Here is a 25370-nt window from a genome sequence, read left to right as displayed (position 1 = left end):
ACGAGTGTCAACCTGTGAATGAGGCTGTGGATTTGTGGACAACTCGAGCTCGGGTGTCCACAACGTGTGATGCCGGTCACTAATCAGCAGGTCAGCCAGCATATTCTCTTCACATCAGTGAAATTGTCGGCGCCGTCGTAAACGATCTGGTCAAGATCACAAGCCCTGTGGATAACGTGGGGACAACTGTGGATGGTTTGCTCAGCGAAACTCGATCCGCTGAGTTTTCTCCACAGCGGATAGAACTCCCGAGACGACAGCATCGGTCAGCGCAGCTGCACCCGACGGGCCGCTGAGCAGCCGAGCGAGGATCGGCTTCGGGGCGGAAATCACCGTGATCTCGACGTCGGGGTAGCGTTCTGCCACCACCGACCGCATCACTCCGATGCCGTCGACGAGCCCGACGTCGCGGGCCTTCGCGCCGATCCAGATGTCGCCGTTGAACAACTCCTCGTCGGTACCGGCGAGCTTCTTTCCACGCCGCTGCTTGACCCACGCGATGAACGCTTGGTGCAGCTCGGACTGCATTCCCTTGAGCCATTCGACGTCGTCGGCGTTCTCGGGAGAGAAGGCATCGAGCCTGGCCTTGTTGTCGCCCGCGGTGTAGAGCCGACGCTGCACCCCGAGCCGGTCGATCACCTCGTTGAAGCCGAAGCCGGACGAGACAACGCCGATCGACCCGACGAGTGAGGTGTGCGCGGCGAAGATCTCATCGGCCGCGCACGCGATCCAGTAGCCACCGGACGCCGCGATGTCTTCACAGAACGCCAGAACCGGCACGCCCTTCTCGGATGAGAGCTGTCGGATTCGCTCGGCGATGTACTCCGACTGCGCGGGCGAACCCCCCGGCGAGTTGATGACGATCACGACGGCCTTGACGCGCTCGGTCTCGAAGGCGCGTTTGAACATCGGCTCGACCGAGTCGATGGTCATCCCGCGACCCGCCCCGACATGTCCGATGACGCCATCGAGGCGCACCACCGCAACCTTGTCTGCGCGGGACTTCTGGAACTTCTTGACGATCTCGCCGAGTGGCCCATTCATTGGATCGAGTCTAGTGCGCGAGTCCGACACCCCCCGACGCGACGCTCGAGCCGACCGTAGACTCTGGAGCCGTGGACATCCGGTGGCTCACGGCGTTTCTGGATTTTCCTGCCGACCAGTTCGGCGACGAGGTCACGTTCTGGCGTGCGATCGCCGGCAGTACGGTGTCACCGCCACGCGGCGACCACCGCGAATTCGCAACCCTCGAACCGTTCAACGGTGACCCGCACCTGCGTGTGCAGCGGGTCGGGTCCGGCCCGGGCGGCGTGCACCTCGACCTCCATGTCGACGACCCGAGGACATCTGCGCTCGAGGCCGTCGAACTCGGCGCTCACATTCGCGACGACCTCGGCGAGCTCCTCGTGCTCGAATCGCCCGCGGGGTTCATCTTCTGCCTCGTCGACTGGGCCGGCGAGTCGTCGAGGTCACGACCCATCCGATGGCCCGACGACACGATCAGCATCATCGACCAGGTGTGCATCGACGTGCCCGCGAGTCTGTTCGACCGTGAACTCACCTTCTGGGCGCGGCTCACCGGCAGGCCGACGCAGCCCGTCTCACGGCCCGAATTCGTTCGGCTACAACGCGATCCGCACCTGGCCGTCGGAATCCTGCTTCAGCGAGTCAACCCCGACGGCCAGATGTCGGCCACCGGGCACGTCGATCTTGCAACGAACTCGGTGCAGCAGGAGGTGGCTCGCCACGAGGACTGGGGTGCGCGGGTCGTCGAACGTTTCGACAATTGGACGGTCATGGCCGATCCAGTCGGGCGGCCGTACTGCATCACGTCCCGCAATCCGCGTACCGGCGACTAGCACGACTCGAGCCGGCCGAGCGGTGTCAGCGGCTCGCTCTGAACTCACGCAGGCGCTCGACCTCGGCGTCGAGTTCTGCGCGCTGCGCCCGGGTCAGTTCGGAGAACAGCTCTACGTCGACGTCGGGTCCGTCGCCCGGGCGCCACGTCCCGGCGAGCCGGCCGTCGACAAGCACGAACCCCGGCGAGCGGCCGTTGGGTGTGACGGTGCGTCGGTAGGCGGCGTCGTCGGCGATCCGGTAGCGGTCGGCCTGTGCGACGAGGATGTGGTCGAAGGGTGCGATCAACCGCACCGGCGCCGGTTCGTCCGGGTCGGCGAGTGCGAGGCCGTCGAGGTCGAAGAGGACCTCACCCGCGGGTCCCTCCAGTTCCACGAGTTCCCAATCGGCGGCCATCTCGTCGAGCAGTGGGCGCAGGCGCGTGAGCCCCGACCACGTCGCGATCGCCTTGGCCGAGGCAGGACCGAAGCCGCGAAGATACAGGCGTATCAACTCTTTTCGAGCGTCGTCGCCGACGAGGGCCGGCTCACCGGGACCGATCCAGTCGTCGAGGAGTTGATAGGTGGGCGCGCCGCTGCCCTTCCACAATCCCCGCGGAGGCACTTGGACGAGCGGCAGTCCACACCGCGCATGGGCGGAGAGCGCAGCCGGATCTTCGTCCGGATGCCGTTGCGCCAATAGGCTTTTCAACTCGGCACCGCCGAGTGCTCGACCGCGGAGTAGCTCCGCGGCGTCGGCGTGAACCGCCTCGGGCGTCGACGAGACGAGCGCGTGGCTTCGGTTGGAGCGCACTCCGGCGTCGATCGTGTCTTGTGCCAGCGCACGAATCCATCGTGCGTCGAGACCGTCGAGCAAGAAGACGGTGCTTCGCAGTAGCGCGATCCTGACCACTTCGCGGTCGGTGAGCAGAGCGTCGAGCTCGTCGGGCCGAAAATCGTCGATCCGCGACGCGAGCGCATAGAAAGCGCTCGACGGATCCTGCGACTGGATACCGACGATGCGGTCGATGACCTCAATAGCGTCGTCGTCGACTCTGGTCAACAGATGCTGCCGCGAGAGCAGGGTCCGGTTGGCCTGCCTCGGCGTGATTTGAGTCATAGCGTGAAGTGTGTCTACTATTCTGGCTAATCGCACATCGCTGTGATGCCAGTCACTATTCTTGGTTCTGGCGTCGCACCGGCAACGCGCAGCCGCACACGATCGACAACTCGGGACGAGGTTCTCCATGGCCGTTAACGCTTCGGGACAATCACGGGTGACGCGATCGCGTCGCGGTGTTCCGAGCGCGGCCTACAACGTCCGACAGTCGTGCATCACCATTGGACTCAGCGTCGTCGCGTTACTGGTGCTCCTCTTCGCGCTGATTCTCTACTGACATCAATCCCATTGGGGCGCAGCCCTTCTCGTTGGCGTCCGGCTCACATAGGCCTTCTGATACTTCAACCCGACTTGAAGTTAGTTGGGTCGTGTTTGTTGCATTCCCCCACTGTCTGCGGAAGGCTGGAACTACCCGCGCGAGCGTCCACAACACTCAGTGAAGGCCCCGCGCGAGCCCAAGAGCAGTAGCCGAAGCAGTGCCCGACGGTATGAACGCTCGCAGGTTGAGCACAGACTCGAAGGTTTGAGCAGAGAGAGGAAACCCGTGGCTGAATACACCTTGCCGGATCTTCCATACGACTACGCGGCACTCGAGCCGCACATCTCCGGCAGGATCATGGAGCTCCACCACGACAAGCACCACGCGACCTATGTGAAGGGCGCCAACGACACCCTCGCCAAGCTGGCCGAGGCTCGTGAGGACGGCAGCATCGCCGGAAAGGTCTACGGACTCTCGGCGACCCTCGCCTTCCACCTCGGCGGTCACACCAACCACTCCATCTTCTGGAAGAACCTGTCGCCCAACGGTGGCGACAAGCCGGAAGGCGACCTCGCCGCCGCGATCGATCAGCAGTTCGGCAGCTTCGACAAGTTCCAGGCGCACTTCACCGCCGCTGCCACCACGCTGCAGGGTTCGGGCTGGGCGATCCTGGGCTACGACACCATCGCAGGCAACCTGGTGATCCTGCAGCTCACCGATCAGAGCGGCAACATCCCCGCCGCGATCATCCCGATCGTTCTGCTCGACATGTGGGAGCACGCCTTCTACCTCGACTACCAGAACGTCAAGCCCGACTACGTCAAGGCATGGTGGAACGTCGTGAACTGGGCCGACGCCGCTGAGCGTTTCGCCACCGCGACGAAGCAGGGCCCCGGCCTGGTCGTCCCGGCCTGATTTAGCAGGTAAACACACGCGAACCACACGCGGCGGCCACCTTCGGGTGGCCGCCGCGTTGCGTTGCGGGCGTTTGGCGGCCGAGCTGATCTCTCGCTGGTCAAGCGGCTCCGCCGGTCGAGCTTGTCGAGACCACCCACTCGTCGAGCTCCCACCGCTGGTCGAGCTCCCACCGCTGGTCGAGCTTGTCGAGACCACCCACTCGTCGAGCACGTCCCCGCTGGTCGAGCTTGTCGAGACCACCGCCCCGCAGTCGACTGTGCCCGCGAAGGTGGTTTCGACTCGGGTGCTCGCTGCGCTCGCGCCCGCTCAACCAGCGGAAACAGGGCCCACCCCGCGGAAGTGACCTCGACAGGCCAGGCCGCTGAACCCGGGTCGACGCCGCCGATCAGTATGACGCGCAGCCCGAAAACCGCGGCCCAATGTCATACGGATCGGGCGTGGGGCTGGTCGAGTTCCCGTCCGCTCAACCAGCGGGAGTGATCTCGACAGTCGAGGCCACCTACAGCACGACGGAGAGCGTGATCGCCACGGCGCAGACGAGCGCCAGCAGCACGAGCGCGATCACGTCGCGCCGGTGCGGGCCGGCCGTCGTCGCGGTGAGTCGGCCGGTGCCGCCGCGGGCGGTGATCGCCTCCGACATCTCCGAACTCCGACGCAGCGCCGACGACATCGCCGCGGTCACCATGTCCATGATCCCCATCTCGGCCGACGGGTGATCCGACCGCCCCGATGTCGGGCGAAGGCGGTGGACCGCGACGAGTAGTCGGATCTCATCGATCAGCAGCGGCAGGCCACGTAGACAGAGGGCAATGCACACGGCCCATTCGTCGACCGGCATCTTCAGCTTTCGCAGCGGCCACATCAGCCGTGAGAGAGCAGGGGCGACCTCGGCCATCGGGGTCGTCCAGATGACCAGGATCGAACTCGCGACCAGCACCAGCCCCAATGCGGTGGCACGGAGGAAGAGGATGATCGCCTCGAGACCGAACGACGCATTGACCCCGGCGCCGACGGCGATCAGTCCCCAGAACCACCAGGGCGGTCGGGGAAGCGCACCGACGGGGATTCCGGCGATGATGGCGGTGACCAGCATGACCCCGGCGACGAGCCCCAACGACGGCCAGGTCGGCAGCACCACGGTCATCAGCCCCAGCACGAACACGCCGATCAGCTTGGTGCCCGCCCAAAGTCGGTGAATCGGAGAGTCGCCGGGCACCTGCCGCAGCGGGATGGTCCGCATGCTCATGGCATCCTCCATTGCGTCGGGCTATCTGCGCCAGCGGGGCTTCCTGGGCCTGCCGGGTTCTCTGGCCCTGTGTAGTGATCTGGGCCCGCCGGGTCGTATCCGGGCGCCGGGTCGGGCACCAGTGTTCCGTCGGCCAGGCGCACGCGTCGGGTACACAGTTGGCCCAGTGAGGCGAAGTCGTGCGAGATGATCACAATGGTCATCCCGCCGGCGCGAAGTCTCGCCAGCAGTGCCACGACGTCGTCGCGCGCCACGGGGTCGAGACCTGCGAGCGGTTCGTCGAGGATCATCACCTGGGGCGCTCGCGCGATCAGTCCGGCGAGCACGACACGTCGCATCTGCCCGCCGCTGAGCGCGTCGACCCGACGGATCGCCATGGTCCGTGGGAGGCCGACGGATTCGAGCGTGTGCGCCACCTCGGTCGTGCCGATCTTGAGACCGCCCACCGCCATGATGTCGTCGCCGACGTTCTGCTTCTGCAACTGCAGCCGCGCGTGTTGGAACGCCAGCCCGACCTCGCCGACGTGCTTGCTCACCGGCTCACCCTGCCCAGGTCGTTCCGGGAGGTAGAGCAGGCAACTGCCCTCGGTCGGCTCGATGAGTCCTGCCATGATCCACGCGAGAGTTGTTTTGCCGGAACCGTTTCCGCCGACAATCAACAGTCCCTCGCCCCGATGCACCGTGAGGTTCACATCGTGGAGTGCGTTCACTTCCCACGGCGATCCGCGCAGATACGTGTGTCCGACGCCGCTCAACGACAGCACAGGTTCGCTCGTCGGCTCCGGCCCCGAGACCACGTCCCCGCTCGACGCCTCGTGCCACGACGCGTCGAGTTCGAACCTCTTGGCGGCTCCCGCCTCGACCTCGTGCAACTCCGACAACCAATTCGGGCGATACGGCACGATGCGACCCGCCACGAGATGCACGACCCGGTCGGCGGCGACCGCCTCGATCGCCCTGTGGGTGATCATGACGACGGCGATACCGCGAGTGCGCGGAAGATCGCTGAGTACCTCGAGGAGTTCGGCGCGACCGGCAGGGTCGACCATTGACGTCACCTCGTCGGCGATGAGCAGCGCGGGATCGCGAGCGAGAGCAGCCGCGATGGACAGCCGCTGCTGCTGACCGCCGGAGAGGTCGGACGTCTCGCGGTCGCCGAGCCCCGCCAGTCCCACCTCGGCCAGCAGACCGTCGACGTCGACCTCGGTTCCCTCCGGCAGTCCCCATACGACGTCGTCGGCAACGCGCGCGCCGAGCATCTGCGTCTCGGGACGCTGCAGCACCATCGCCGTTCCGCGGTGCATACCGAGCCCCGCGGCGCCGGGTCGGTGCACCGCTCCGCTCGTCGGGCGCCGACCCGCCAGGATCTTCGAGAGCGTCGACTTGCCCGACCCGTTTGCTCCCACGACTGCGATGAACTCGCCCGGTTCGATCCGGAGGTCGATGTCGGCGAGGACTTCGGGTCCACCCGGCTGGTAGGAGAACCCGACGCGGTCGAGCTCGAGTGGCAGGGGTGCCACCGGCCGATCGTCGTCAACGGCGTCGTCGAGGGTGTCTTCGCTGGGGATGTCGGCGAGCCGATCGATCACCGCACCCAGAATCCACCAGGCCACCACCATCGTGATGAAGGTTCCCACGCCGCCCATCACCCAGATCCAGACCCACCAGTACTGCTCGATGCTGTGGCGTAGCCCGTTGATGCCGTCGGCCAACGGCTGCGCCGACGGCACCTTCTCGACCCACTTGGCGAGTCCGCCGATGGTGTTCGTCGTCGCTTTGATCACCAACTCGCGCAGCGGCACCAGCACCAGCAAGACCACGACCGACACACCGCCGATCAGAGGAGCCGCTATCGCCGATACCCCCAGGAGTGTCGGCCAACCGTGTCCGCGTCGTTTGATCTCGCCGACGATGCCTCCGACGACTGCGGCGGCGAGCAGTGCCGTCGCGGCCCTGGTTCCGGCCATCGCGAAACTCACGGCCGCGGTGGATACGGTCGCCGCGACCATCGCGCGGGGCCGAGTGCGGGCCCCGATCAACGCGAGCGGAACAGGCGCGAGCACACGAACAGCGCTGGCCAGCGGGATGACCGATCCGATGACGACCGCCGCGACAGCAAGGCCACCGAAGATCGCGATCCAGGCGATCTCGAGCGGACGCAACGCGCCGCGAGTCTTTGCGTCGGGCATTTCGGACGGTGAGTGCACGTATCCATAGTGCCTGGTGACCCCGACCACGCCTGGGCCGCGTCTGCCGTTACTTCGTGTAAACGAAGCGTCACAACACGGCGCTTCGACTGGACGACGCCGCGCAGTGGGTGGATTCTCATCTCACGAACAGGGAGGTCAGAACATGCAGTCCTCTGTCCCGATCGGACTCACACCGGTTCAACAACACGGGCATCTCAACGGAATCCTCATCTCCGGACGCTGGCCGGAGTCGACCCTCGAGTGGACGCAGACGCTCGTCGCCTCGGTGCGGATCGCGTGCCGCCCCGGCTTCCTACCCACCACGACGATCTTCCGAGTCGTCGAAGAACACCCCGACGACCTCGACGAACCCGCCGTCGGCATGATGGTCGCGATCGGAAACGTCGTCGACGACAGCTTTGTCGAAGCAGGCCGGTTCGACAGCAATCCACCCGCATTGGTGATGCTTCATCCGCCGTCGCGCACCCGCCCGTCGCTTCCCGAATGCGCCGACGTCGCGTCGGGTTGTGTGTTGCTTCCCGGACTGCCGGAACTCGGACTCGAACACCGTGCCGGGTGGGCCGAAGCCGAAGCCGACGGCACAGTGGTCAACCTGCGCAACAAGGTCGGGATCGACCCCAACGCCGACCCCGACACCGCCGTCCTGGCGATGCTGCTCGTCGCCTGAGAGAGTCCGAACGGCCGTTTGACGGGTACCCGAACTTCGGATTTTGTGCCCCCTACCTGCACAAATGCGGGTTTGCGATCTGTTGCAATCGCAGCTGAGGTCTGGCTAACCTCGACTTCATGATTGCTGCCCTCCTGTTGAGCTTCGGCGTGATCTTTGTCGCCGAGCTGGGCGACAAGTCGCAGCTGATGGCCATGACGTACGCCCTGCGTTACAAGTGGTGGATTGTCCTGCTCGCGATCACCGTTGCCACGACCGCCGTCCACGCGGTCTCCGTGTTCTTCGGCCATTTCCTCGGCCTCTCGATCCCGACGAACGTCATGTCGATCGTCGCGGGTATCGCAATGTTGATCTTCGGCCTCTGGACGCTTCGCGGCGACAGCCTCGACGACTCCGAGCAAGGAAAAGCCGACCGCGTCGGCAAGTCGGTGTTCTTCGCGGTGATGTCGTCGTTCTTCCTCGCCGAACTCGGCGACAAGACGATGCTCGCCACCATCACACTCTCCGCGCACAGCGACTGGCTCGGCGTGTGGATCGGTTCGACGATCGGCATGGTCGCCGCCGACGCGCTGGCCATCGCTGTTGGCGCACTCCTCGGCAAGCACCTGCCCGAGCGGACCATTGCGATCGGCGCGTCCGTGCTCTTCTTCGGGTTTGCCGCATGGCTTCTCTTCGAGGGTCTGCGCGATTCGTCGTCTGTCACGGTCATCGCGACGCTGTCGGCTGTGGTTGCCATCGTTGGAATCGGTTCGTACTACATCCACCGGGTCCACCGCGCGGCGGCGCTGGCCGCAACGGCGCCCGCAGCAGAACCCGCACATAGCGGGCATGCGTCTGACCAGGAGTGATACCGCAAAGTTAGTAGTTTCCCGAGCGATCGGTCGGTTTTAGTAGGGGTTCCTACTTTCTGCGCTAAGTCCACCATTTATGGTGAGGCAGATCAGCTACCGAACGAAGGGAAACCCCGATGGATATCTCCGGCTCTTCTGTACTCGTCACCGGCGCCGCATCCGGACTCGGAGCCGCGACGGCCGCACGGTTCGCCGCCGCGGGCGCACAGGTCTTCGGCCTTGATCTGCAGCCGTCGATCGACAAGGCCGAGCCGACCGATGGCATCACCCTGATCCCCACCGACGTCACCGACGAGGCGCAGGTGCAGTCGGCCATCGACACCATCGCCGCGGCCGGTGCTCCACTTCGTGTTGCGGTCAACTGCGCGGGGGTCGGCTGGGCGTCGCGCATCCTGACCAAGGACGGTCCGCACGATCTGGACCTGTTTCGCAAGATCATCGATATCAACCTCGTCGGCACGTTCAACGTCATGCGGCTCGCTGCCAACCAGATGAAGGACGAATCGACCGTGGATGACGACGGTGCACGCGGTGTCATCGTCAACACGGCATCGGTGGCGGCATTCGAGGGCCAGATCGGTCAGATCGCATACGCGGCGTCGAAGGGCGGCGTTCACGCAATGACGATCTCGGCCGCGCGAGACCTCGCACGCGTCGGCATTCGCGTCTGCACCATCGCACCGGGAACGATCAGCACGCCGATGCTCGCGGGCATCACCCCGGAGTTCCAGAAGACGCTGGCCGAGGCCATTCCGTTCCCGCACCGCCTCGGCGAGCCGGCAGAGTACGCCCAGCTCGCGGAGTTCATCGTCGAGCACAACTACCTCAACGGCGAGACCATCCGAATGGACGGCGCACTCCGGATGGCGCCTCGCTGAGCTGCACCGGCCGCCCTGTGCGGGGTCAGTCGCGAGCCTCGACCCCGCGCACGGCTGTCGGCCGCGGCCCATGGCCAGGATCGCCGGACCCTTCGAAGTAGTCGGCAGGATCGTCATCGGCGGGATCGTCGCGCGCGGAATCCTCGACGACGAACCGTGACAGTCGGATGAGGGGTGCGGCCTCGGCGTCGAGTCCGGTTCCGTCAGCGGGCACCATAGGGCGCACCGGCCCCGACGCTCCGCCTTCGTCGCGGTAGGCCTCGACGGCGTCACGCAGCATCGCGACCTTCACCTCGTCGTCGACGTCGTCGAATTCCTCGGGAACCAGCGGACTCAACTGCGTGAGCGAGTCCCGAATCTCGATGACCTGACGGTGCAGGCGTCGCGTCGGCGATTTGCCTGCCTCCGGGAGCACGACCTCGGGGATCGCACTCGTCACAAGGCTCCACAACGGTTCAAGAGCTGCGACGGCACGCCGATGACGACGCCGTGCGGCCAACTCGGTCCACCGCGAATGCAGCATCGGAAAGCTGATTCCCAGCAGGAATGCGACGATCCCGACGATGTCGAGCGTCCGCACCGCGATCAGCGAATTGACCGCTCCGACCAGGCCGCTCGCACTTCCGACGACCGCGAGTACCTGCAGGACGGACGCAAAAGCGAGCAAACCGAAACCCGTGAGGAGCAGCGCGAGCGAGAACCGGAGGTACCCCTGCGACACCCGATAGAACTTGAACACATTGCGCACGCACGCACCGAATCCGTACGCGAGATACGCGCTGGCAATGATGTAGAAGAGCGCAAATCCCCAGTTCTTGAAGCTCCACTCGTTGACCGACGACGTGCGCAACGAGTCCGGGGTGAACACCAACGCAACCTGCAGGCCGATCAGTGCGACGACAAGTGGGAAGGCTTCGTGACCGGCACGCCGCTCGCGACTGGCGCGAGCGGTGGGAAAGAAGAACACGATGACCAACGCCGCCACGCCGAGTGCGAGCAGCGCGTAGTACAACCAGCGCGAACTACCCGCATAGACGTGCTCGTCGAGGAAGTGTGCGCTCGTCCTGGTGCTGACCACGAACGCCAGCGTCAGCGCAGCGATCGCCACCGTCATCGCGATGGCCTGCAGGCCGCCGCTACCCCGCCTGATCTTGTCCAGACGCCAACACAGCGCAAGCACGAAGGCGACGAGCGCGACGAGATTGATCACGTCGGTCATCTGAAGTCACCTCACAGCCAGCCTTTATGACCCCCGAGGAGCCGCTGTAGGCCCCGCACTTCCTTGTTGTCGGCCGTCGTCCCGACGCTGTTACCCGCCGACTGTGCCCACGTCAGAATCATAGAAGCCAACGTCTCGGCTTCCCACTCGCGGTCGTCGGAATAGCACGTTCGACGCAGCGCGGCGTCGGATTCGTCGCCGGAAGCCGCCAATGGCCCGGTCAGTGACGCCTCGCCGAGCATCTGGTGACCTGCGATGAGATGACCGAACTCGTGCACGATGATCTGATCTCGGTGCAACGAGGACGTGTTCTCCTGATAGAAGAAGTAGTCGGCGTCTTTGGCCGCCAACCAGACACCGTTTGGCATCCCCGCGGGTAGCGCGTACGGGAGTGGCCGGATCGGACGTCCCCGCCGCTCGCCGTATCGCTCGCAGAGCTGGCCGACGTCGAGCGGAAGGTCGAGGTCGAGGCCGTCGAGCGACCGACGAACCAGCGCCCACAGCGCCCGCTGACTGCGGCGGGAACCCTCATCGATCGACTTGTTCGACGTCACGATGCCGCGGGGACGTCAGTACTAGTCGTCGTTGGACAAGCCGACGACGCGCAGGCGCGCCTCGATGGCGTCTACCTCGTCGTCGGTCAGACCGGCAGCGACGACGTCTGGCGGATCCTTCGGCAGCCCCTGCTGCTCGCGCAGAACCTTGATCAGCTCGTTGACCACGGTCACCGAATCACTCGACAGTCCGGCCAGTCGGAACGCCGCGAGCTGGACGTCGGTGTCGGCCTGAAGCCGCATCAAATCGATCTCGTCGCGAGTACGTTGTGCTGCGCGATCTTCCAGGAAGTAGTGGACATCCACCCCGAAAGCTGCGGCGATTCCCTCGACCGTCCTGAACGACGGCGACTTGGCCTTACCCGAACGAAGCTGGCTGAGGTACGACTCGCCCAGCCTGAATCCGCGCTCTGTACTCCTGGCTGCGATCGCCTTGGCGCTGTACGCGCGTCCGTTGGGTCCTGGCACCGTACGAAACAGCTCTTCGAGCCGTCGAGCAAATAAACCCGGATCGACGGACGTGGAGCGTTCGTCGGACCCACCCCTACCGGCGTCACCCATGGGGTTATCCGTCCCTTGTGAAGTCATTCAACTCTCCGAAAGCCGACATTTGAACTTGCAAACATTAAAGCCCGACACGCATCCCCAATGCAACGATGGGCATGCTAGACGCACAACGTCCCCCCGTGTGCGAGCTGGCAACCAGCCACAACACCATTACCTTAAGGCCCTGTGGCATTATTCACAGTTTGATCACGAACACCTCCCCGCGGGTGAACATTTCATCTCGATCTGATCACAGGATCCACCGTTATGTGGACCACGGTACCGTTTACTCGGCCGATCACGACGTGAAACCGACAGGAGCGCAGTATGACGCATCGCGTCAGCAGCAACCGCCGCCCGAGGCGGCCGCGCACCCCTGCGTTGATTCTCGCACTGTCTGCAGTACTTCTCTTGGCCATCGGCAGCGGCATCGGCTGGGCCGACGGACCCGACGCCGACTCGGGTTCCCGACACGGCGGCTCCGACCACTCCAGCTCGCACGGCGGCGGTAATCACGGCGGCGGTAATCAAGGCGGCGGCCACGGCCCGGGCCACCATCACACCCACACGCCGAAACCAACGGCCACGGTCGACCCCACGACCGGCGAGAACTCGACTACCGCGAATCCGTCGACGACCGACGGCTCGTCGACAACGCCGTCCATCCCCGGCACCACCACGGACCCGAGCACCACAACCGACCAGAGCACCACGACCGACCCCGGCGCCCCAACCAATCCCGGCACCACGACGAGCACCAAGACCTCGCCGACCACCGCGACAACCCACGCCGGCTCGGGTGCGGGCCCGGGCGGCAACCCACCGCCCAGCCCACCCGGAGGTTCCGGACCGTCGAATCCCGGTCCCGGCCGCAGCGCACCCGGACCGGCCGCGCAACCTCCCGCAGCCGCGTTCGCAGTCCCGATGGCCGCTGCGCCCGCAGCGCCCGCGCAGCCCCAGAGTCCCTCGACCGGCGGCGGATCGTCGGCGAACAGCTCGCAGCCGGGCAGCACCTCGAGCACACAGGGTGGTGGTTCGGCGTCGACCAACGGCAGCGGCTCCGCTCCGGCCGCCGCGCAGGCACCACCGGCCGCCGCGCCGGCGACGTCGGGTGGCGTCAGCCTGAGCAGCTTCACGGGCTTCATCGCCGATATCGCGCCGGGCGCGCTGCTACTTCTCGGCGCTGTCGCGCTACTCGGAAGCGGTTCGTTCCTCGACGCCCTCCGCTCGACTCGCGCCTGAGCGTCGGAAAGCGAGAAGGTCGTCGGCGAACGGGAGCTCGTCGACGGCCGAACCGTCCATCCACTCGCGTAGGACCTTCGTGGCGAGCACGTCGTCCTCGTTGTATTCGAGCAGGCGGTCACGCTGACTCGGGTCGACGTCGACGCCACCGATCCCGACCGCCCGTCGGTACCAGTCCATCGACGCCTCGCCCCCGGCCTCAGCATCGCGCCACCCGAAACCGGCAACGGGCGCAACACGTTTGAGCCCCTTGCCGTTCGGTGCGACAAAGTTTCGTCCCACCGCCTCGAAGATGTCGACCCACTCGTCGGACGCGATGAACTGTTCGACCTCGTTCGGCGTCGGCACACCCGGCTGATCACCGAACCTCTCGGCAGACGCGCGCAGCCACCTGTTCTCGGCCTGCTGCGAGTAGCAGTACGCGGCGAAGGTCTTGCCTGCCGCGTGGGCGTCGGCGCGCTCGGCCATCAACCACGTCCAGAACTCGGCGAACGCCCGGCCCTCGTCGGCCGTCGGCAGCGGTGTCCAGGTGGCGAATCCGCGATAGACGACGTCCCGACCAGGGTCGGTGTTGTCGGTCAGCAGTGTGCCCCACAGATACGCGCCGTCCTCGCCGAAGCTCTCCATGTCGACGTCGACCTCGACGTCGGCCCGCGCGACAGTCGGCTCCTCGACGCGACGGACAAGTGGAATGTCGGCGAGCCACGCAATCGCGCAGATCACCGCGTCGTCGAAGCTCTGGTTGGCGGGCCAGTCGGCCGGCGGGTCGCCGTCGAAGCGGGCGAGTTGATCGATGGTCGTGATCCCGACTGCGCGCAACGCGTCGCCCTGGTTCCCGTTGGCGACGAGGCTGACATCCCGACGTTCCTCCAGCTCAGGGCCACACCGACCCCACCACGGGCACCCGCGACACTCACCGATCCGACGCGGCGTCGTCGCGATCTCCCCCGCCGCGACGCGCTGCCTACGGTCGAATACCTCGCGATAGTCGGGCAGCGACGTCCCGACCCTGTGCACGACGATGCAGTCGGCGTCGAGTCCGATGACCCCCGCGCGCAACTCGTCTTCTTCGACGTCGGGCGAGAGCCCCTCGTCGAGGAGCATCTGCGTCAGATGTGCCAGTCGTAGCTGGTCGCGGCGGTTGCTTCGGGGTGATCGGAACGGGTCAGGTGCCGGAATCCACCCCCACAGCGGACTGGTGACAAGGGTGGGTACCTCGGCGGTGTGCAGACGCGGGTTCTTCGCCGGATACGTCACGCGATGGTTCACCACGATGATCGGGATGTAGCCCGACGCCGCGTCGTCGGGCTCGCCGACGCGCAGCAGGAGCTCTGAATGCCCTCGTCTGCCGTGTTCGCGGTCTGTCGGCAGCGTCGCATTCCAGATCCACCGCGCACCCGACGAGCAGGCCTCTCGGGTGGCAGCAACACGCTCTGAGTGCGGGCCGTCGCCGACGACGACAAACGTGTTCGACGGTTCGCCGCTGTGGAGTCCGAGGAGAAAGTCGCGGATACGCTCGCGGCGTAGCTGCGCGGACTCCTTGCGACGGGCGGCCTCGGGGGTGTCCGCCCGGTCGCGGACGAGGTCGGGATGGCTGAAGTCCAGGGCGACCCGATGCTCGCATCCCGCCAGGTCGCGCGGATGCAACACGGCCGCGGCCACACCCCACCTCGATTCTCACCGGCTCATCAGACATCTGGGCTGTCGATCACACCGCCGGTGCGACGGATGTGATCGGTCTGTATCGAGCCTATGCAATGCTTGTAGCAAACTGGCGCAGGGAAAGGTGCCCGCATGGGATTGTTCTCGTCCGACGGTAAGACTCGTGCTCAACGACGCGCAGAAACCAAGGCACTCAAGGCCAAGGCGAAGCTCGACGCGAAGCTGGCCGCGAAGGACAGGCGCAGGGCGTCCAGGGAACTGCGCAAGTCACGCAAGAAGATTGTCGAGAAGGAACTCAAGGCACAGCGCAAGACCTTGAAGGCCGAGGCAAAGGCGGCCCAGAAGGTGGCCAAGGCCGAGGCGAAAACCGTTGCCGCGAAAGCGAAAGCCACTGCCGACGCCAAGCCGTTCAGCCCCGCGAGCGTCAAGCGGTTCCTCACCGTTACACGCCTCGTAGCGCCCATCGCAGTGCCCGTGATCTACCGCCTCGCCGTCGCCGGCCGCGGCAAGATCACCGAACTCCAGGCCAAGCGCATCGGCGTGTCGCCGGCACAGTTGGTCAAGTACTCGGGCAGCGGCGCGCCCCTACTGGCCCGCATCGAGGCCCTCCGCACGTCACTGCAGAAGGTATCCGCGCAGGACACGTCGTCGGACACCAAGCAGTTCGTCGACGCCATGACCGCTCGCCTCGACAATCTCGCCATCGCCGTCGACGCTGCCGAGCCGATGCCGGCGCAGCAGCGCAAGACCGCGCACAGGGCGGTCGAGAACGAGTTGAGCGCCATCGACGCCGACATCATGGCCCGACTCGGCGTCCGCACGTAGCAACACCGCACGCAACCCTCGCGCGGCGTCGAACATCACCAACGGCTCGAACATCTCCACCTGCTTCGACGCCGCGCTTACGATGAGGACCATCCAGACCGATCCCAGGGGGCGTCCCGACATGACAGACCCGACTTCCGGCGAAACACCGTCCGACGACGCGTCGCGCACACCCGCCGCCGACGAGACGAACGACGCCGCCAAGAAGGCCGCGCCCGCGCAAGCGTCGCCCGCCGAGAAGTCGACTGCGGATACGTCTCCTGCCGAGAAGTCCCCTGCTGATGAGTCCTCTCCGACCTCTCCCGCGGCGAAGAAGGCAGCGCCCGCCAAGAAGAGCACTCCTGCGAAGAAGGCGCCTGCAGCCAAGAAGAGCGCGCCGGTCAAAAAGGCGACCACAGCGAAGAAGACCACCGCGGCAAAGAAGAGCGCCCCGGCGAAGGGCGCCGCGACTCCGTCTGCGGCAAAGAACGCAGCAAAGAAGGCACCGCCGACCAAGGCCGCGGAGAAGAAGGCTCCCCCGAAGACAACTCCTCCCGCGGCTGCTGCGGCGGACGAACCGACCTTGTTCGAGGCGGATGCGCAATCGACTCCGGCTTCCGAGCCGACGGGTGTCCAGGAGTCTGCGCCGGCCCCAGCGCCTGCGGCATCAACAGCGCCTGCGACACCGACTGCGCCCGCGGCACCGACAACAACCGATCCCGTTGCCGAATCCGACGCCGCGAGAGCGGGTTTCGCGCGCATCAGCTCGGGGCGGACAGAGGTTCCCGCGACGAACCCGGCGATGCCGATCGCGTTCGGGGCGATCAGCGGAGCGCTCGCGGCGCTCGCGATCGCACTACTGATCGTGCTGCGCTGGCGACGGCACCGTCAGTAGCTTCTCAGTCCGTCAGCAAAGTCTCAGTCCTGCAGGGACTCCGCCCGCGCGGTAATGGCGTCGGCGATCGCCTCGGGAGCACGCTGCGGCATCCAATGGTCGACGCCTGGCAAGACCACGAATTCGTATGGGGCGTCGATGAATTCAGAGCACCCGCGCGCCCCCGCTCTACTCAGGAAGCGATCCTTGTCGCCGTAGAGGTAGGTGGTGGGCACCCGCACCTTGCCTCCTGCCAACGAGTCGATCGACGAGAACCGCATCGCGCGATACCAGTTGATCCCTCCGGTGAGGGCACCGTAGTCGACGATCTCGCGTGAGAGTCGTTCGGAGAAGCCGGGATACATCTCCAGTCGCCCACCCGCGCCGCCGCCGTGCTTCGCGCCGTACGCAATCAACTTCTCGGGCACCTTGGGCAGTTGGAAGAACCCCATGTACCACGATTTCAACGCCTGGCCGCGGGGCATTGCGCGCAAGAAGGCACCGGTGTGTGGAACGGCCAACGTCGTCAACGTGGCCACCCGATCAGGATGACGGGTTGCGACCGCATACGAGACCGCCGCGCCCCAGTCGTGCCCGACAAGGTGGAAACGTGGCGCGTCGAGCGCATCCGCCAACGCGATGACGTCGTCGACGAGTTCGTCAATTCTGTAGTCGCGCACCGACTGTGGCCGCGCGCCAGGCGAATAGCCACGCTGATCGGGTGCGACGGTACGCAATCCGCGCTCATTGAGCAGCGGTGTCACGTCCTCCCAACACGACGCCCGTTCCGGAAAGCCGTGCAGCAGTATCACCGGAATGTCCGACGCCGCACCGGGTATCGGACCGGAATCGACGACGTCGAAGGTCCATCCGTCTCGGCTGAACTCGGTGATCTTCTCGGCCATGGCTCTCCAAATGCTCGGTCGGATACTGTGCGGTCGGATACTGCCCGGTGCGCGTGCGCACCGCCTGACGACATCGGCGGCCCACCCCGCGCTCGGCGCGAAAGGTGGGCCGCCGATGGTGCTTTGACCCTACGTCAACTCGTGGTGCGTCACGTCAGCTTGTACACCGTGGTGCCTCCGACCGTTGTGGCAGTGAAGTTCTGGGTCACCCAGGTGGAGATCGCGGAGTTGCCTCCGGGGCCACCCTGACCACCGCCGATGTAGTAAGCGATCTTGCCTTCCTTCACGTATTGCTTGAACTCGTCGAGCGTCGGTGCGGGATCGCCGCTCCACCCGCCGATCGCCATGACGGACTTACCCGTCGCGATCTCGATGTTCGCCGCCGACTGCGAGCCGTTGGTCGCCGCCGCCCAGGTGCTGTTGGTGTTTTGGAGCAGCTTCACCAGTTCGGCATTGGTCGACGACTCGCCGCCCGGACCGCCCGTACCCATGCCGCCACCGAACGAGCGCGTGCTCTGGGTTCCGCCGTCGGACTGCGTTCCGCTGGTCGACCGAGTTCCGTTGGGAGGCTGACCCATTCCCGGCTGTCCCGAACCCGACTGCGCGGTGCTGTTCTGCGCTGTGCCATTCTGCGCGCCGCCGTTCTGTGCGCCGCCGTTCTGTGCGCTACCGCCTCGCGAGCCGCTCGGACCACCTCCGCCCGGTCCGCCCATGCCACCCTGAACGCCGCTCGTCTGTACTGCTGTCGGGATCGACCCGTGGTGTGCCGTCGCGGCCGTGGCGATCGAGAATGCAGCTGTCCCTGCGAATCCCGCGATCGCTCCCGCGATCACCGAAGCCACGAACACCTTCTTGAGTCCGAGCGCACCTCCCACGAACACACCGATCACTGCGAGCACGGCCACAGCGCCGATGATCCACCGGCACCAGACCGGACCCCATTCGTTGCGGTTGAGCAGGACGATCGACCACCATGCTGCTAGACCGATCATGGCGCTCAACGCGATTCGTCCGTCCCAGTTGGCGCGACGTCGCCACGCGAATACGCCACCGAGCGCAACCATCGCGGCGACAGCAGGCGCCAGCGCCACCGTGTAGTAGGGATGGATGATGCCGCTCATGTAGCTGAAGATCATCGCGGTGATCAGCAACCAGCCACCCCAGGCGACAACCGCGCCAGCCTCGGTGCGGTGAATCCCGTTGCGATAGTTGAAGATCGGGAAGCTGCGGATCATCAGGTACACGCAGAAGGCAATGGCGAAGAGCGCGACGGGAAGCAGCCACGAGATCTCATTGCCCATCTCCGAGCTGAAGAGTCGACTCAGGCCCGTCGATCCGCCGAACGAACCTCCTGCGCCGCCGCCACCGCCGCCAGGGCCTCCCCCCGAACCGCCGCTGATGCGTCCGACGCCGTTGTAGCCCCAGACGAGATCCATGAACGTGTTGTTCGTCGAGCCGCCGATGTAGGGACGTGAGCTGGCAGGCGTCAGGATCGTCGCCACCACGAACCATCCGGCCGACACCATGAGAGCGATAGCCGCGCCGACGAGTTGCCCAATTCGCTTGAGCCAACCGTTGTTTGCGAACAGCAGGTAGGCGAGACCGAACGCGGGCAGCACCAGCAGCCCCTGCAGCATCTTCGTCAGGAAGGCGAAGCCGAGCGCGACACCCACCAGTGCCAGCCATCGGCCGGAGTTCGTCGCGATCGCCCGTGCCAGGCAGTACCCCGCGGCAACCATCAAGAGCACCAGCAGTGCGTCGGGGTTGTTGAAGCGGAACATCAACGCGGCTGCAGGGGTGAATGCGAGCACCGCGCCCGCGATCAGTCCCGCAGCGGTCCCCTGCCGCGGATCGGTGATCACTCGACGCATCGTCGCGTACATCAGCGCCACCGCCGCGACGCCCATCAGCGCCTGCGGCACCAGCACGGCCCAACTGTTCATCCCGAAGACGCGCACCGAAAGTCCCGTCACCCAGAGCGACGCCGGGGGCTTGTCCACGGTGATGAAGTTCGACGGGTCGAGTGCTCCGAAGAACCACGCCTTCCAGCTCTGCGAGCCCGCCCACGCGGCAGCCGCGTAGAAGGTGTTGCCGTATCCGCTGGCCGACAGATTCCACAGGTAGAGCACCGCGGTCGCCACGAGGAGTCCTGCAAGCGCAAACGGACTCCACCACACCGGACGCCCGGCCAATCGGCGACGCCTGGGCGTCGGTGGTGAATCGTCGGCGGGCGGCGAAACGTCGCGCCGCTCCAGAACTGCGGTCATCATTCCTCCAGAATCTTGGTGTGAGGCAGAAGTCTCGGTTGGGTTCGTCTACCAGATTCCGAGACCCCGCTACCGCGACCCTGGACCCTCGCTGGGAGAAGTCTGTGAACGCGGGCGTCCGTCAGTCGACGAGTGCGAGCACCCTCGCCGGACCACCCGTTCCGCCCGCGAACCGAGGCGCACCCACGACGACGCGCGCGCCTGCGGGCGGGACGTCCGTCAGGTTGGCCAGCGCCTCGACGGCGTACCGCCCGGCACCGAGAATCGCTGTGTGCGCACCGACTGCTCCCTTGATGTCGACGCTCAAGGTGTCGGTCCCGAGCGCCGACACTCCCCGTTCGGTCACCAGCATCTGCGCCGCAGTGGGATCGAAGCCGGGCGCATCGGCTCCGCCCGTCGCGGGTTGCCACCCCGAGTGCAGTGCCACCAACGCACGTGCCGGAATGCGGCCGTGAACTCGTTCGTACTCCTCGACGTCGCGTTCGGTCAGAACCGCCCGCCGATTACCGCGCGCAGTGGACGCGATGCTGATCACCACCAGCGGCACCACGAGATCGCGCGCCGGTATTGCGTCGATGGTTCGTCCACCTGCGATCTTGTGCGCAGGGGCGTCGACGTGGGTTCCCGAGTGCTCTGCGAACGACATCCACCTGGTGGCGAAGCCCGAGTTGCCGGGCCCTACTCGGGACGTCTGGACGCTGACGACCGGCGGGTTGCCGGGCCACATCGGAAAACCCGGTCCGAGTCGGTGGGTCAGATCCACGACCCGGGTCGCGCCGGGTTGCGCGGACGCGCGCGCGGGTCGCGAAGCAGCACCGACCCCGGCGGCCGCAACACCGGCCGCTGCGGTCATCCGCAACGCGGTTCGACGACTGACCCGTCTGGCTTCCTCGTGCGCGTGCCGCACCACGTCGTCGTCACACACGCTGGCCGTCACACATAAGTGCCGTCACCGACGGCGCACACAACACCTAGGCTCCCGGACGGATTCGTAGGATCTGATCCTTACCGGTGTCTGTGCCGACGAGCAGCGAGCCGTCTCTGTCGACGGCCAGTGCGCGCAGTCGCCCGTACCGATCCGACAGCGCCTCTTCGACGTCGACGACCCGCGTCCCGCTGTCGTCGAGCTTCACCACGACCAACTTCTTGGCCTTCTGGGCAGCGATGACGACCGCCCCGTTCCACTCGCCCCAGCCGGTGGTCGGCAAGAACTGGAGTGCGGGCGTCGCAATCGTCGGCGCGCCCGATTTCCAGATCGGACCGACCGCACCCGGTACCCGCGTGGGGTCGGTCATCGGCACCGATTCGTCGTAGATCACCGGCGCGCGGTCGGGCCGGTAGCCATAGTTGGCGCCCGGTCGGATGAGGTTGAGCTCGTCGTCGGCGCTCGTGCCCTGCTCGATCGAGTAGACCCGTCCGCTACCCGGTTGCAGCGCGATGCCCTGCACGTTGCGGTGGCCGAGCGTCGCTATCGGACTTGCGGGGTCGGGGTTACCGGCAGCGGGCCGACCGGTTGCGGCATTGACGTGTAAGACCTTTCCGCCCAACGACTTTCGGCTCTGCGGATTCCCAGCCGTCGCATTGTCGCCGGTGCCGATCCACAGTGTCCCGTCCGACGCCGCCGCCAATCCGCATCCCGCATGCCTGCCGCCCGCGTTCAACGGGATACCCGCCAGCACCGTCCGTTCGCGCTGCATACTCGACCAGTCCTGCGACACCCGCCACGATGCCACCGTGACCTGCTGCCCGGTGTTCGGCCACGGCAGCGGCACGCTTCCGACACCCTGAGGAATCTTGGCGCCCTGCGCGACCGACGATCCGGTGCCGGCCTTCTCGGCCTGACACGAATAGATTCGACGATTCTGCGCGAATCCCGGATCAACCGCGAGACCCATGAGTCCGGCTTCGCGGTGCACCCAGAGCGCGCTCAGGTCGGCCCGGACGGTCTTCGGCGCCTGCCCTGGCCTGATGGCCACGAAACGGCCGGCACGCTCGGTGACGAGGGCCGTGCCGTCCGGCGCGGTGACGATATCCCAGGGGTGACTCAGCCCGGTCGCGATCGAACTGACCGCAAGGCGCGGCGCGGCCTCGGCTGACGGGGCACCCGCCACGGTTCCTGCGACACCAGCCGCGACCACACACGAGATCACACCGGTTTTGAGTACGCTGCGCTGCGGCGACATGTCGCCAACCGTAACGGCTCACATGCGTCCGGGGTCGAGAACCCGACGAATCGCCCTTAGCGGGAGATCCCGACCTTTACCGGCCCGGCAGGAACTTCAGCGATCGCACAGCGAGCGGGGTGACGGCGCGGTAGACACTCTTCGGAACTCCGGGAGCCTTGTCGATGCCGATGAAGCGCTGCTCCGCGATCGTCTGCGGCTCGGTGTACTTGAGCAGCCCCTCTTCGCCGTGCCTGCGGCCGACGCCCGAGATTCCCATGCCGCCCATCGGAGCCGCGGTCGACGCCCACGCTGCCGCGTAGCCCTCGTTGATGTTGACGGTGCCGGCACGCAACTGCTCCGCGATCGCCTGCGCCTCGTCGCTGCTGCCCGCGAAGACACTCGCGTTGAGACCGTAGTCGGTGTCGTTGGCGAGCTTGATCGCTTCGTCCGTTGAGTCGACCGGATACACCGACACCACCGGGCCGAATGTCTCGTTGCGGAAGCAGGTCATCTCGTCGGTCACGCCTGACAGGACCGTCGGCTCGAAGAAGAAGGGGCCGAGGTCGGCGCGGCGCTTGCCGCCCGCGACCACCGTTGCCCCCTTCGACACCGCATCGTCGACGTGCGCTTCTGCGGTCTCGACCTGCGCAGCCGAAGCCAGCGACCCCATGTCGACGTTGAAGTCGTAGTTGGCTCCGAGCTTCATGTTGCGGACGAAGGTGCCGAACTTCTCGGTGAACTCGTCGGCGATCGCCTTGTCGACGTACAGCCGCTCGATCGAGATGCACAACTGACCGGAGTTCGAATAGCACGCTCGCGCAGCACCTTCGACGGCGTGGTCGATCTTGGCGTTGGCCGTCACGATCATCGGGTTCTTGCCACCGAGTTCTGCGGAGAAACCGATGAGTCGACGCCCCGCCTGCTCGGCGAGCGAGGCTCCGGTCTCCGACGATCCGGTGAACATCACGTAGTCACAGGTCGCCATGATGGCCTGTCCCACAACGCTTCCCGGGCCCGGGACCACCGCGAACAGCGCGGGCGGCAGACCTGCCTCGTAGAGCAGCTCGGCCAGCGCCAGCGCGCAGTAGGGGGTCTGGCTGTCGGGCTTGATCACCACGCCGTTGCCGGCGAGCAGGGCCGCGACCGCATCCGAAACAGCAAGTGTCAGTGGGTAATTCCACGGGCTGATCACTCCGACGACGCCCTTGGGCTGATACCGCACCCGCACCTTGGTGGCACCGGGCAGCATGCCCTGCACCTTGCGCTCGGCGAGCATCTTCGGGCCGTGCGTCGCGTAGTACCGCGCAGTCAGCGCGACGTCGACAACCTCTTCCTGTGCGTACGAGCGAGCCTTGCCCGTCTCGGCCTGCGCTATATCCATCAACGACGCCGCGTTGGCAAACACCAGCTCGGAGAACTTCTTGAGCACCTTCGCGCGCTCCGCGGGTGACTGCTTGGCCCACCCCTGCTGAGCGGCACGCGCCCGCGACACCGCGGTCTCGAGATCCTCGGCGGTGCCGACAGGGATGGTCGCCATTTCGACGCCGCTGAACGCTTCGAGAATCGATCGGGTCGGGCGCGCGGCAGCGTTGTCGATCGCGACCAATGCGCCGAGTCGTTCGAAGTAGTCGGGTGTTGGCTTGGGCATCGGAGCCTCCTGCTGCGTGAAAGTGATCGAGAGAGTGTCGATAGGCCGAGAAAGGTCAGGGCGCGACGAGGACGATGCCGTCGTCGTCGGAGTACACGGTGTCGCCGGGCGTGAAGGTGACTCCACCGAGCGTCAGCGGTACGTCGCGCTCACCTTCTCCGGTCTTGGTGGATTTACGGGGGTTGGTGCCGAGCGCCTTCACGCCGATCTCCATCCCGCCGATGGTCTTGGCGTCGCGGATCGCACCGTTCGCGATGATCCCGACCCAGCCGTTAGACCGGCCCAGCTCCGCGATGATGTCGCCGACCAGCGCCGTGTGCACCGAGGCATCACCGTCGATCACCAGCACTCCACCGGGATTCGACTCGCCGAGGATCGACTTGAGCAGCGCGTTGTCCTGGAAGCAGCGGACCGTTGTCACCGTTCCGACGAACTCACGGACCCCGCCGTACTGGGTGAACTGGAGATCACAGCTACGGACATCGGCACCGATCTCGTCGACGAGGTCGGCCGTGGGGGTGAAAGTCAGCTCTGCCATGACGTACAGCATAGGTGTGACGCGCGGTCATGGGTACCTCAGGTTACCGGGCGGTAAGAAACGCGCTGCCCATCAGCGCACCTGATCGATCGCGTCCGCGACGTCGTCGGGAATCTCCAGCACGACGAAATGGCGCGCGGCGACCGGGATGAGCCGACCACCGAGCATCCGCGCATAGCGGGCCTGCTTCCACAGCCAGAAACGCTGCCACGGCTTCGGACCAGAAAGCGCGGCCACCACGATCACCGGAACCGGTGGCATCGGATGATTCTTGCGCATGCGACGCAGCGACGCGTTGATCGCGGGGAAGGCAGCGTTCTCCACCATCGTGGCGAGCAGCATCGGCCAGTTGCCGAAAACCTTCGCAGCCCAGTAGTGCTCGTGATCGTAGAAGCCCTCCGGTGGCCTCGGCAGCACGACGGTCCGCACCCGTGAGAATCCACGCCGCGGAAGCCGAAACCGCTGCGTCACCCTCCTACCCGTGTCGATCATCCTGTGCGCGTTGTCGATTCGCACACCGAGCGGCACCACCCGCCACGGCAGTAGCACGTAAGAACCGTCGAGCATCACAACTCCCGCAGTGCGCGTCGGGTGTACCCGCGCAAACGCCTCGACATACAGCGAGGCAACCGAGTGTCCGACGACGGTCACGGGCTCCGCTATCCGCAGCGCATCCAGGACGCCCGCCATCCACGAGACTTCGAGCGACAGGGTCAGCACGCGGCCACGCGGAAGCTGTTCGGACAGCCCATATCCCGGGCGGTCGAACCGGACCACCCGCCAACCACGCTCGACGAGTCGTGCGGCGAGATGGTCGAGATCGAACCAGTTGCTTCCCATCGCAGCCATGAGCAACAGCGGCCGACCCGACCCTTCGTCGACGACGTGGATGCGTTGGCCGTCGACGTCGACGATCTGCCCCGGCGGCGGCCGATCGACCTCGCGCCGACCGTCGTCCACTG

The 25370-nt window shown here is 66.0% G+C and carries 24 protein-coding genes; 9 read left to right on the top strand and 15 right to left on the bottom strand.

Translation table 11 applies throughout. The features are described 5' to 3' along the window. Nucleotides 1-201 precede the first annotated feature (201 nt). A complete protein-coding gene (locus RND64_RS01155; protein WP_049700236.1) occupies nucleotides 202-1044 on the bottom strand; it encodes a S49 family peptidase in 843 nt (280 codons plus the stop codon). Nucleotides 1045-1115: 71 nt separating this feature from the next. On the opposite strand from RND64_RS01155, the gene RND64_RS01150 reads away from it, so the two are divergent. Continuing rightward, complete coding sequence (locus RND64_RS01150; RefSeq protein ID WP_049700237.1) at nucleotides 1116-1859, top strand: VOC family protein; 744 nt, start codon at nucleotides 1116-1118, stop codon at nucleotides 1857-1859. A 25-nt stretch (nucleotides 1860-1884) separates the two neighbouring features. Here the strand turns inward: RND64_RS01150 and RND64_RS01145 are convergent, their stop codons facing one another. Then, nucleotides 1885-2955, bottom strand: a complete 1071-nt coding sequence (locus tag RND64_RS01145) for a winged helix DNA-binding domain-containing protein (protein WP_331436385.1) — start codon at nucleotides 2953-2955, stop codon at nucleotides 1885-1887. 127 nt (nucleotides 2956-3082) lie between these two features. Here RND64_RS01145 and RND64_RS01140 point away from each other — a divergent pair, with 127 nt between their 5' ends. After that, the gene (locus RND64_RS01140) at nucleotides 3083-3232 is read left to right on the top strand and encodes a hypothetical protein (protein ID WP_197494605.1); all 150 of its coding nucleotides are present in this window, start codon (nucleotides 3083-3085) and stop codon (nucleotides 3230-3232) included. Between the two features lie 267 nt (nucleotides 3233-3499). Continuing rightward, nucleotides 3500-4129, top strand: coding sequence for a superoxide dismutase (locus RND64_RS01135; protein ID WP_005206140.1), 630 nt, complete (start codon nucleotides 3500-3502; stop codon nucleotides 4127-4129). A gap of 502 nt (nucleotides 4130-4631) precedes the next feature. Here RND64_RS01135 and RND64_RS01130 read toward each other — a convergent pair. Next, complete coding sequence (locus RND64_RS01130; protein ID WP_049700316.1) at nucleotides 4632-5378, bottom strand: energy-coupling factor transporter transmembrane component T family protein; 747 nt, start codon at nucleotides 5376-5378, stop codon at nucleotides 4632-4634. Continuing rightward, on the bottom strand, nucleotides 5375-7567 hold the full coding sequence (locus RND64_RS01125) for an ABC transporter ATP-binding protein (protein ID WP_331436644.1): 2193 nt from the start codon (nucleotides 7565-7567) through the stop codon (nucleotides 5375-5377). Before RND64_RS01125 ends, RND64_RS01130 begins: the two co-directional genes overlap by 4 nt. Nucleotides 7568-7730: 163 nt before the next feature. On the opposite strand from RND64_RS01125, the gene RND64_RS01120 reads away from it, so the two are divergent. The 3 genes from RND64_RS01120 (at nucleotide 7731) to RND64_RS01110 (ending at nucleotide 9984) form a co-directional block, all read left to right on the top strand. Continuing rightward, nucleotides 7731-8255 (top strand): peptidase, encoded by a 525-nt coding sequence (locus RND64_RS01120; RefSeq protein WP_251721540.1) that lies wholly within the window; start codon nucleotides 7731-7733, stop codon nucleotides 8253-8255. 119 nt (nucleotides 8256-8374) lie between these two features. Beyond that, nucleotides 8375-9103, top strand: a complete 729-nt coding sequence (locus RND64_RS01115; RefSeq protein WP_049700240.1) for a TMEM165/GDT1 family protein — start codon at nucleotides 8375-8377, stop codon at nucleotides 9101-9103. 119 nt (nucleotides 9104-9222) lie between these two features. Then, nucleotides 9223-9984, top strand: coding sequence for an SDR family NAD(P)-dependent oxidoreductase (locus RND64_RS01110; protein ID WP_049700241.1), 762 nt, complete (start codon nucleotides 9223-9225; stop codon nucleotides 9982-9984). 25 nt (nucleotides 9985-10009) lie between these two features. Here RND64_RS01110 and RND64_RS01105 read toward each other — a convergent pair whose 3' ends face one another. The 3 genes from RND64_RS01105 to RND64_RS01095 are packed head-to-tail and all read right to left on the bottom strand — an operon-like array spanning nucleotide 10010 to nucleotide 12318. Beyond that, on the bottom strand, nucleotides 10010-11203 hold the full coding sequence (locus RND64_RS01105; RefSeq protein ID WP_331436384.1) for an MAB_1171c family putative transporter: 1194 nt from the start codon (nucleotides 11201-11203) through the stop codon (nucleotides 10010-10012). A gap of 11 nt (nucleotides 11204-11214) precedes the next feature. After that, nucleotides 11215-11757 (bottom strand): hypothetical protein, encoded by a 543-nt coding sequence (locus tag RND64_RS01100; protein WP_331436383.1) that lies wholly within the window; start codon nucleotides 11755-11757, stop codon nucleotides 11215-11217. Between the two features lie 21 nt (nucleotides 11758-11778). Further along, a complete protein-coding gene (locus RND64_RS01095; RefSeq protein ID WP_414651994.1) occupies nucleotides 11779-12318 on the bottom strand; it encodes an XRE family transcriptional regulator in 540 nt (179 codons plus the stop codon). A 312-nt stretch (nucleotides 12319-12630) separates the two neighbouring features. Here RND64_RS01095 and RND64_RS01090 point away from each other — a divergent pair, with 312 nt between their 5' ends. Beyond that, nucleotides 12631-13545 carry a hypothetical protein gene (locus RND64_RS01090; RefSeq protein ID WP_331436382.1) on the top strand — a complete coding sequence of 305 codons (915 nt, stop codon included), beginning with the start codon at nucleotides 12631-12633 and terminating at the stop codon, nucleotides 13543-13545. On the opposite strand, the gene RND64_RS01085 is transcribed toward RND64_RS01090, so the two are convergent. Then, a complete protein-coding gene (locus RND64_RS01085) occupies nucleotides 13495-15207 on the bottom strand; it encodes a TM0106 family RecB-like putative nuclease (RefSeq protein ID WP_331436381.1) in 1713 nt (570 codons plus the stop codon). The genes RND64_RS01090 and RND64_RS01085 overlap by 51 nt on opposite strands. A gap of 132 nt (nucleotides 15208-15339) precedes the next feature. Between RND64_RS01085 and RND64_RS01080 the strand changes: the two genes are divergently transcribed. Beyond that, a complete protein-coding gene (locus tag RND64_RS01080) occupies nucleotides 15340-16032 on the top strand; it encodes a DUF6474 family protein (RefSeq protein WP_331436380.1) in 693 nt (230 codons plus the stop codon). Between the two features lie 121 nt (nucleotides 16033-16153). Further along, entirely contained in the window at nucleotides 16154-16906 is a 753-nt protein-coding gene (locus RND64_RS01075; RefSeq protein WP_331436379.1) for a hypothetical protein, read from the top strand. Between the two features lie 23 nt (nucleotides 16907-16929). Here RND64_RS01075 and RND64_RS01070 read toward each other — a convergent pair whose 3' ends face one another. From RND64_RS01070 to RND64_RS01040, 7 genes are all read right to left on the bottom strand, one after another. After that, complete coding sequence (locus RND64_RS01070) at nucleotides 16930-17790, bottom strand: alpha/beta fold hydrolase (RefSeq protein ID WP_331436378.1); 861 nt, start codon at nucleotides 17788-17790, stop codon at nucleotides 16930-16932. A 149-nt stretch (nucleotides 17791-17939) separates the two neighbouring features. After that, nucleotides 17940-20057 carry an ArnT family glycosyltransferase gene (locus RND64_RS01065; protein ID WP_331436643.1) on the bottom strand — a complete coding sequence of 706 codons (2118 nt, stop codon included), beginning with the start codon at nucleotides 20055-20057 and terminating at the stop codon, nucleotides 17940-17942. 121 nt (nucleotides 20058-20178) lie between these two features. After that, nucleotides 20179-20982 (bottom strand): cyclase family protein, encoded by an 804-nt coding sequence (locus RND64_RS01060; RefSeq protein WP_331436377.1) that lies wholly within the window; start codon nucleotides 20980-20982, stop codon nucleotides 20179-20181. 46 nt (nucleotides 20983-21028) lie between these two features. After that, entirely contained in the window at nucleotides 21029-22240 is a 1212-nt protein-coding gene (locus tag RND64_RS01055) for a PQQ-dependent sugar dehydrogenase (protein ID WP_331436376.1), read from the bottom strand. A 76-nt stretch (nucleotides 22241-22316) separates the two neighbouring features. Further along, entirely contained in the window at nucleotides 22317-23897 is a 1581-nt protein-coding gene (locus tag RND64_RS01050; RefSeq protein WP_268760681.1) for a succinic semialdehyde dehydrogenase, read from the bottom strand. Nucleotides 23898-23925: 28 nt separating this feature from the next. After that, a complete protein-coding gene (gene rraA / locus RND64_RS01045; protein WP_331436375.1) occupies nucleotides 23926-24420 on the bottom strand; it encodes a ribonuclease E activity regulator RraA in 495 nt (164 codons plus the stop codon). Nucleotides 24421-24480: 60 nt separating this feature from the next. Next, entirely contained in the window at nucleotides 24481-25368 is an 888-nt protein-coding gene (locus RND64_RS01040; protein ID WP_331436374.1) for an alpha/beta fold hydrolase, read from the bottom strand. Between the last annotated feature and the right edge of the window lie 2 nt (nucleotides 25369-25370).

The organism is Gordonia sp. w5E2 (genome assembly GCF_036540975.1).
GTDB lineage: Bacteria > Actinomycetota > Actinomycetes > Mycobacteriales > Mycobacteriaceae > Gordonia > Gordonia jacobaea.
This window is presented reverse-complemented; position numbering and strand designations above follow the sequence as displayed.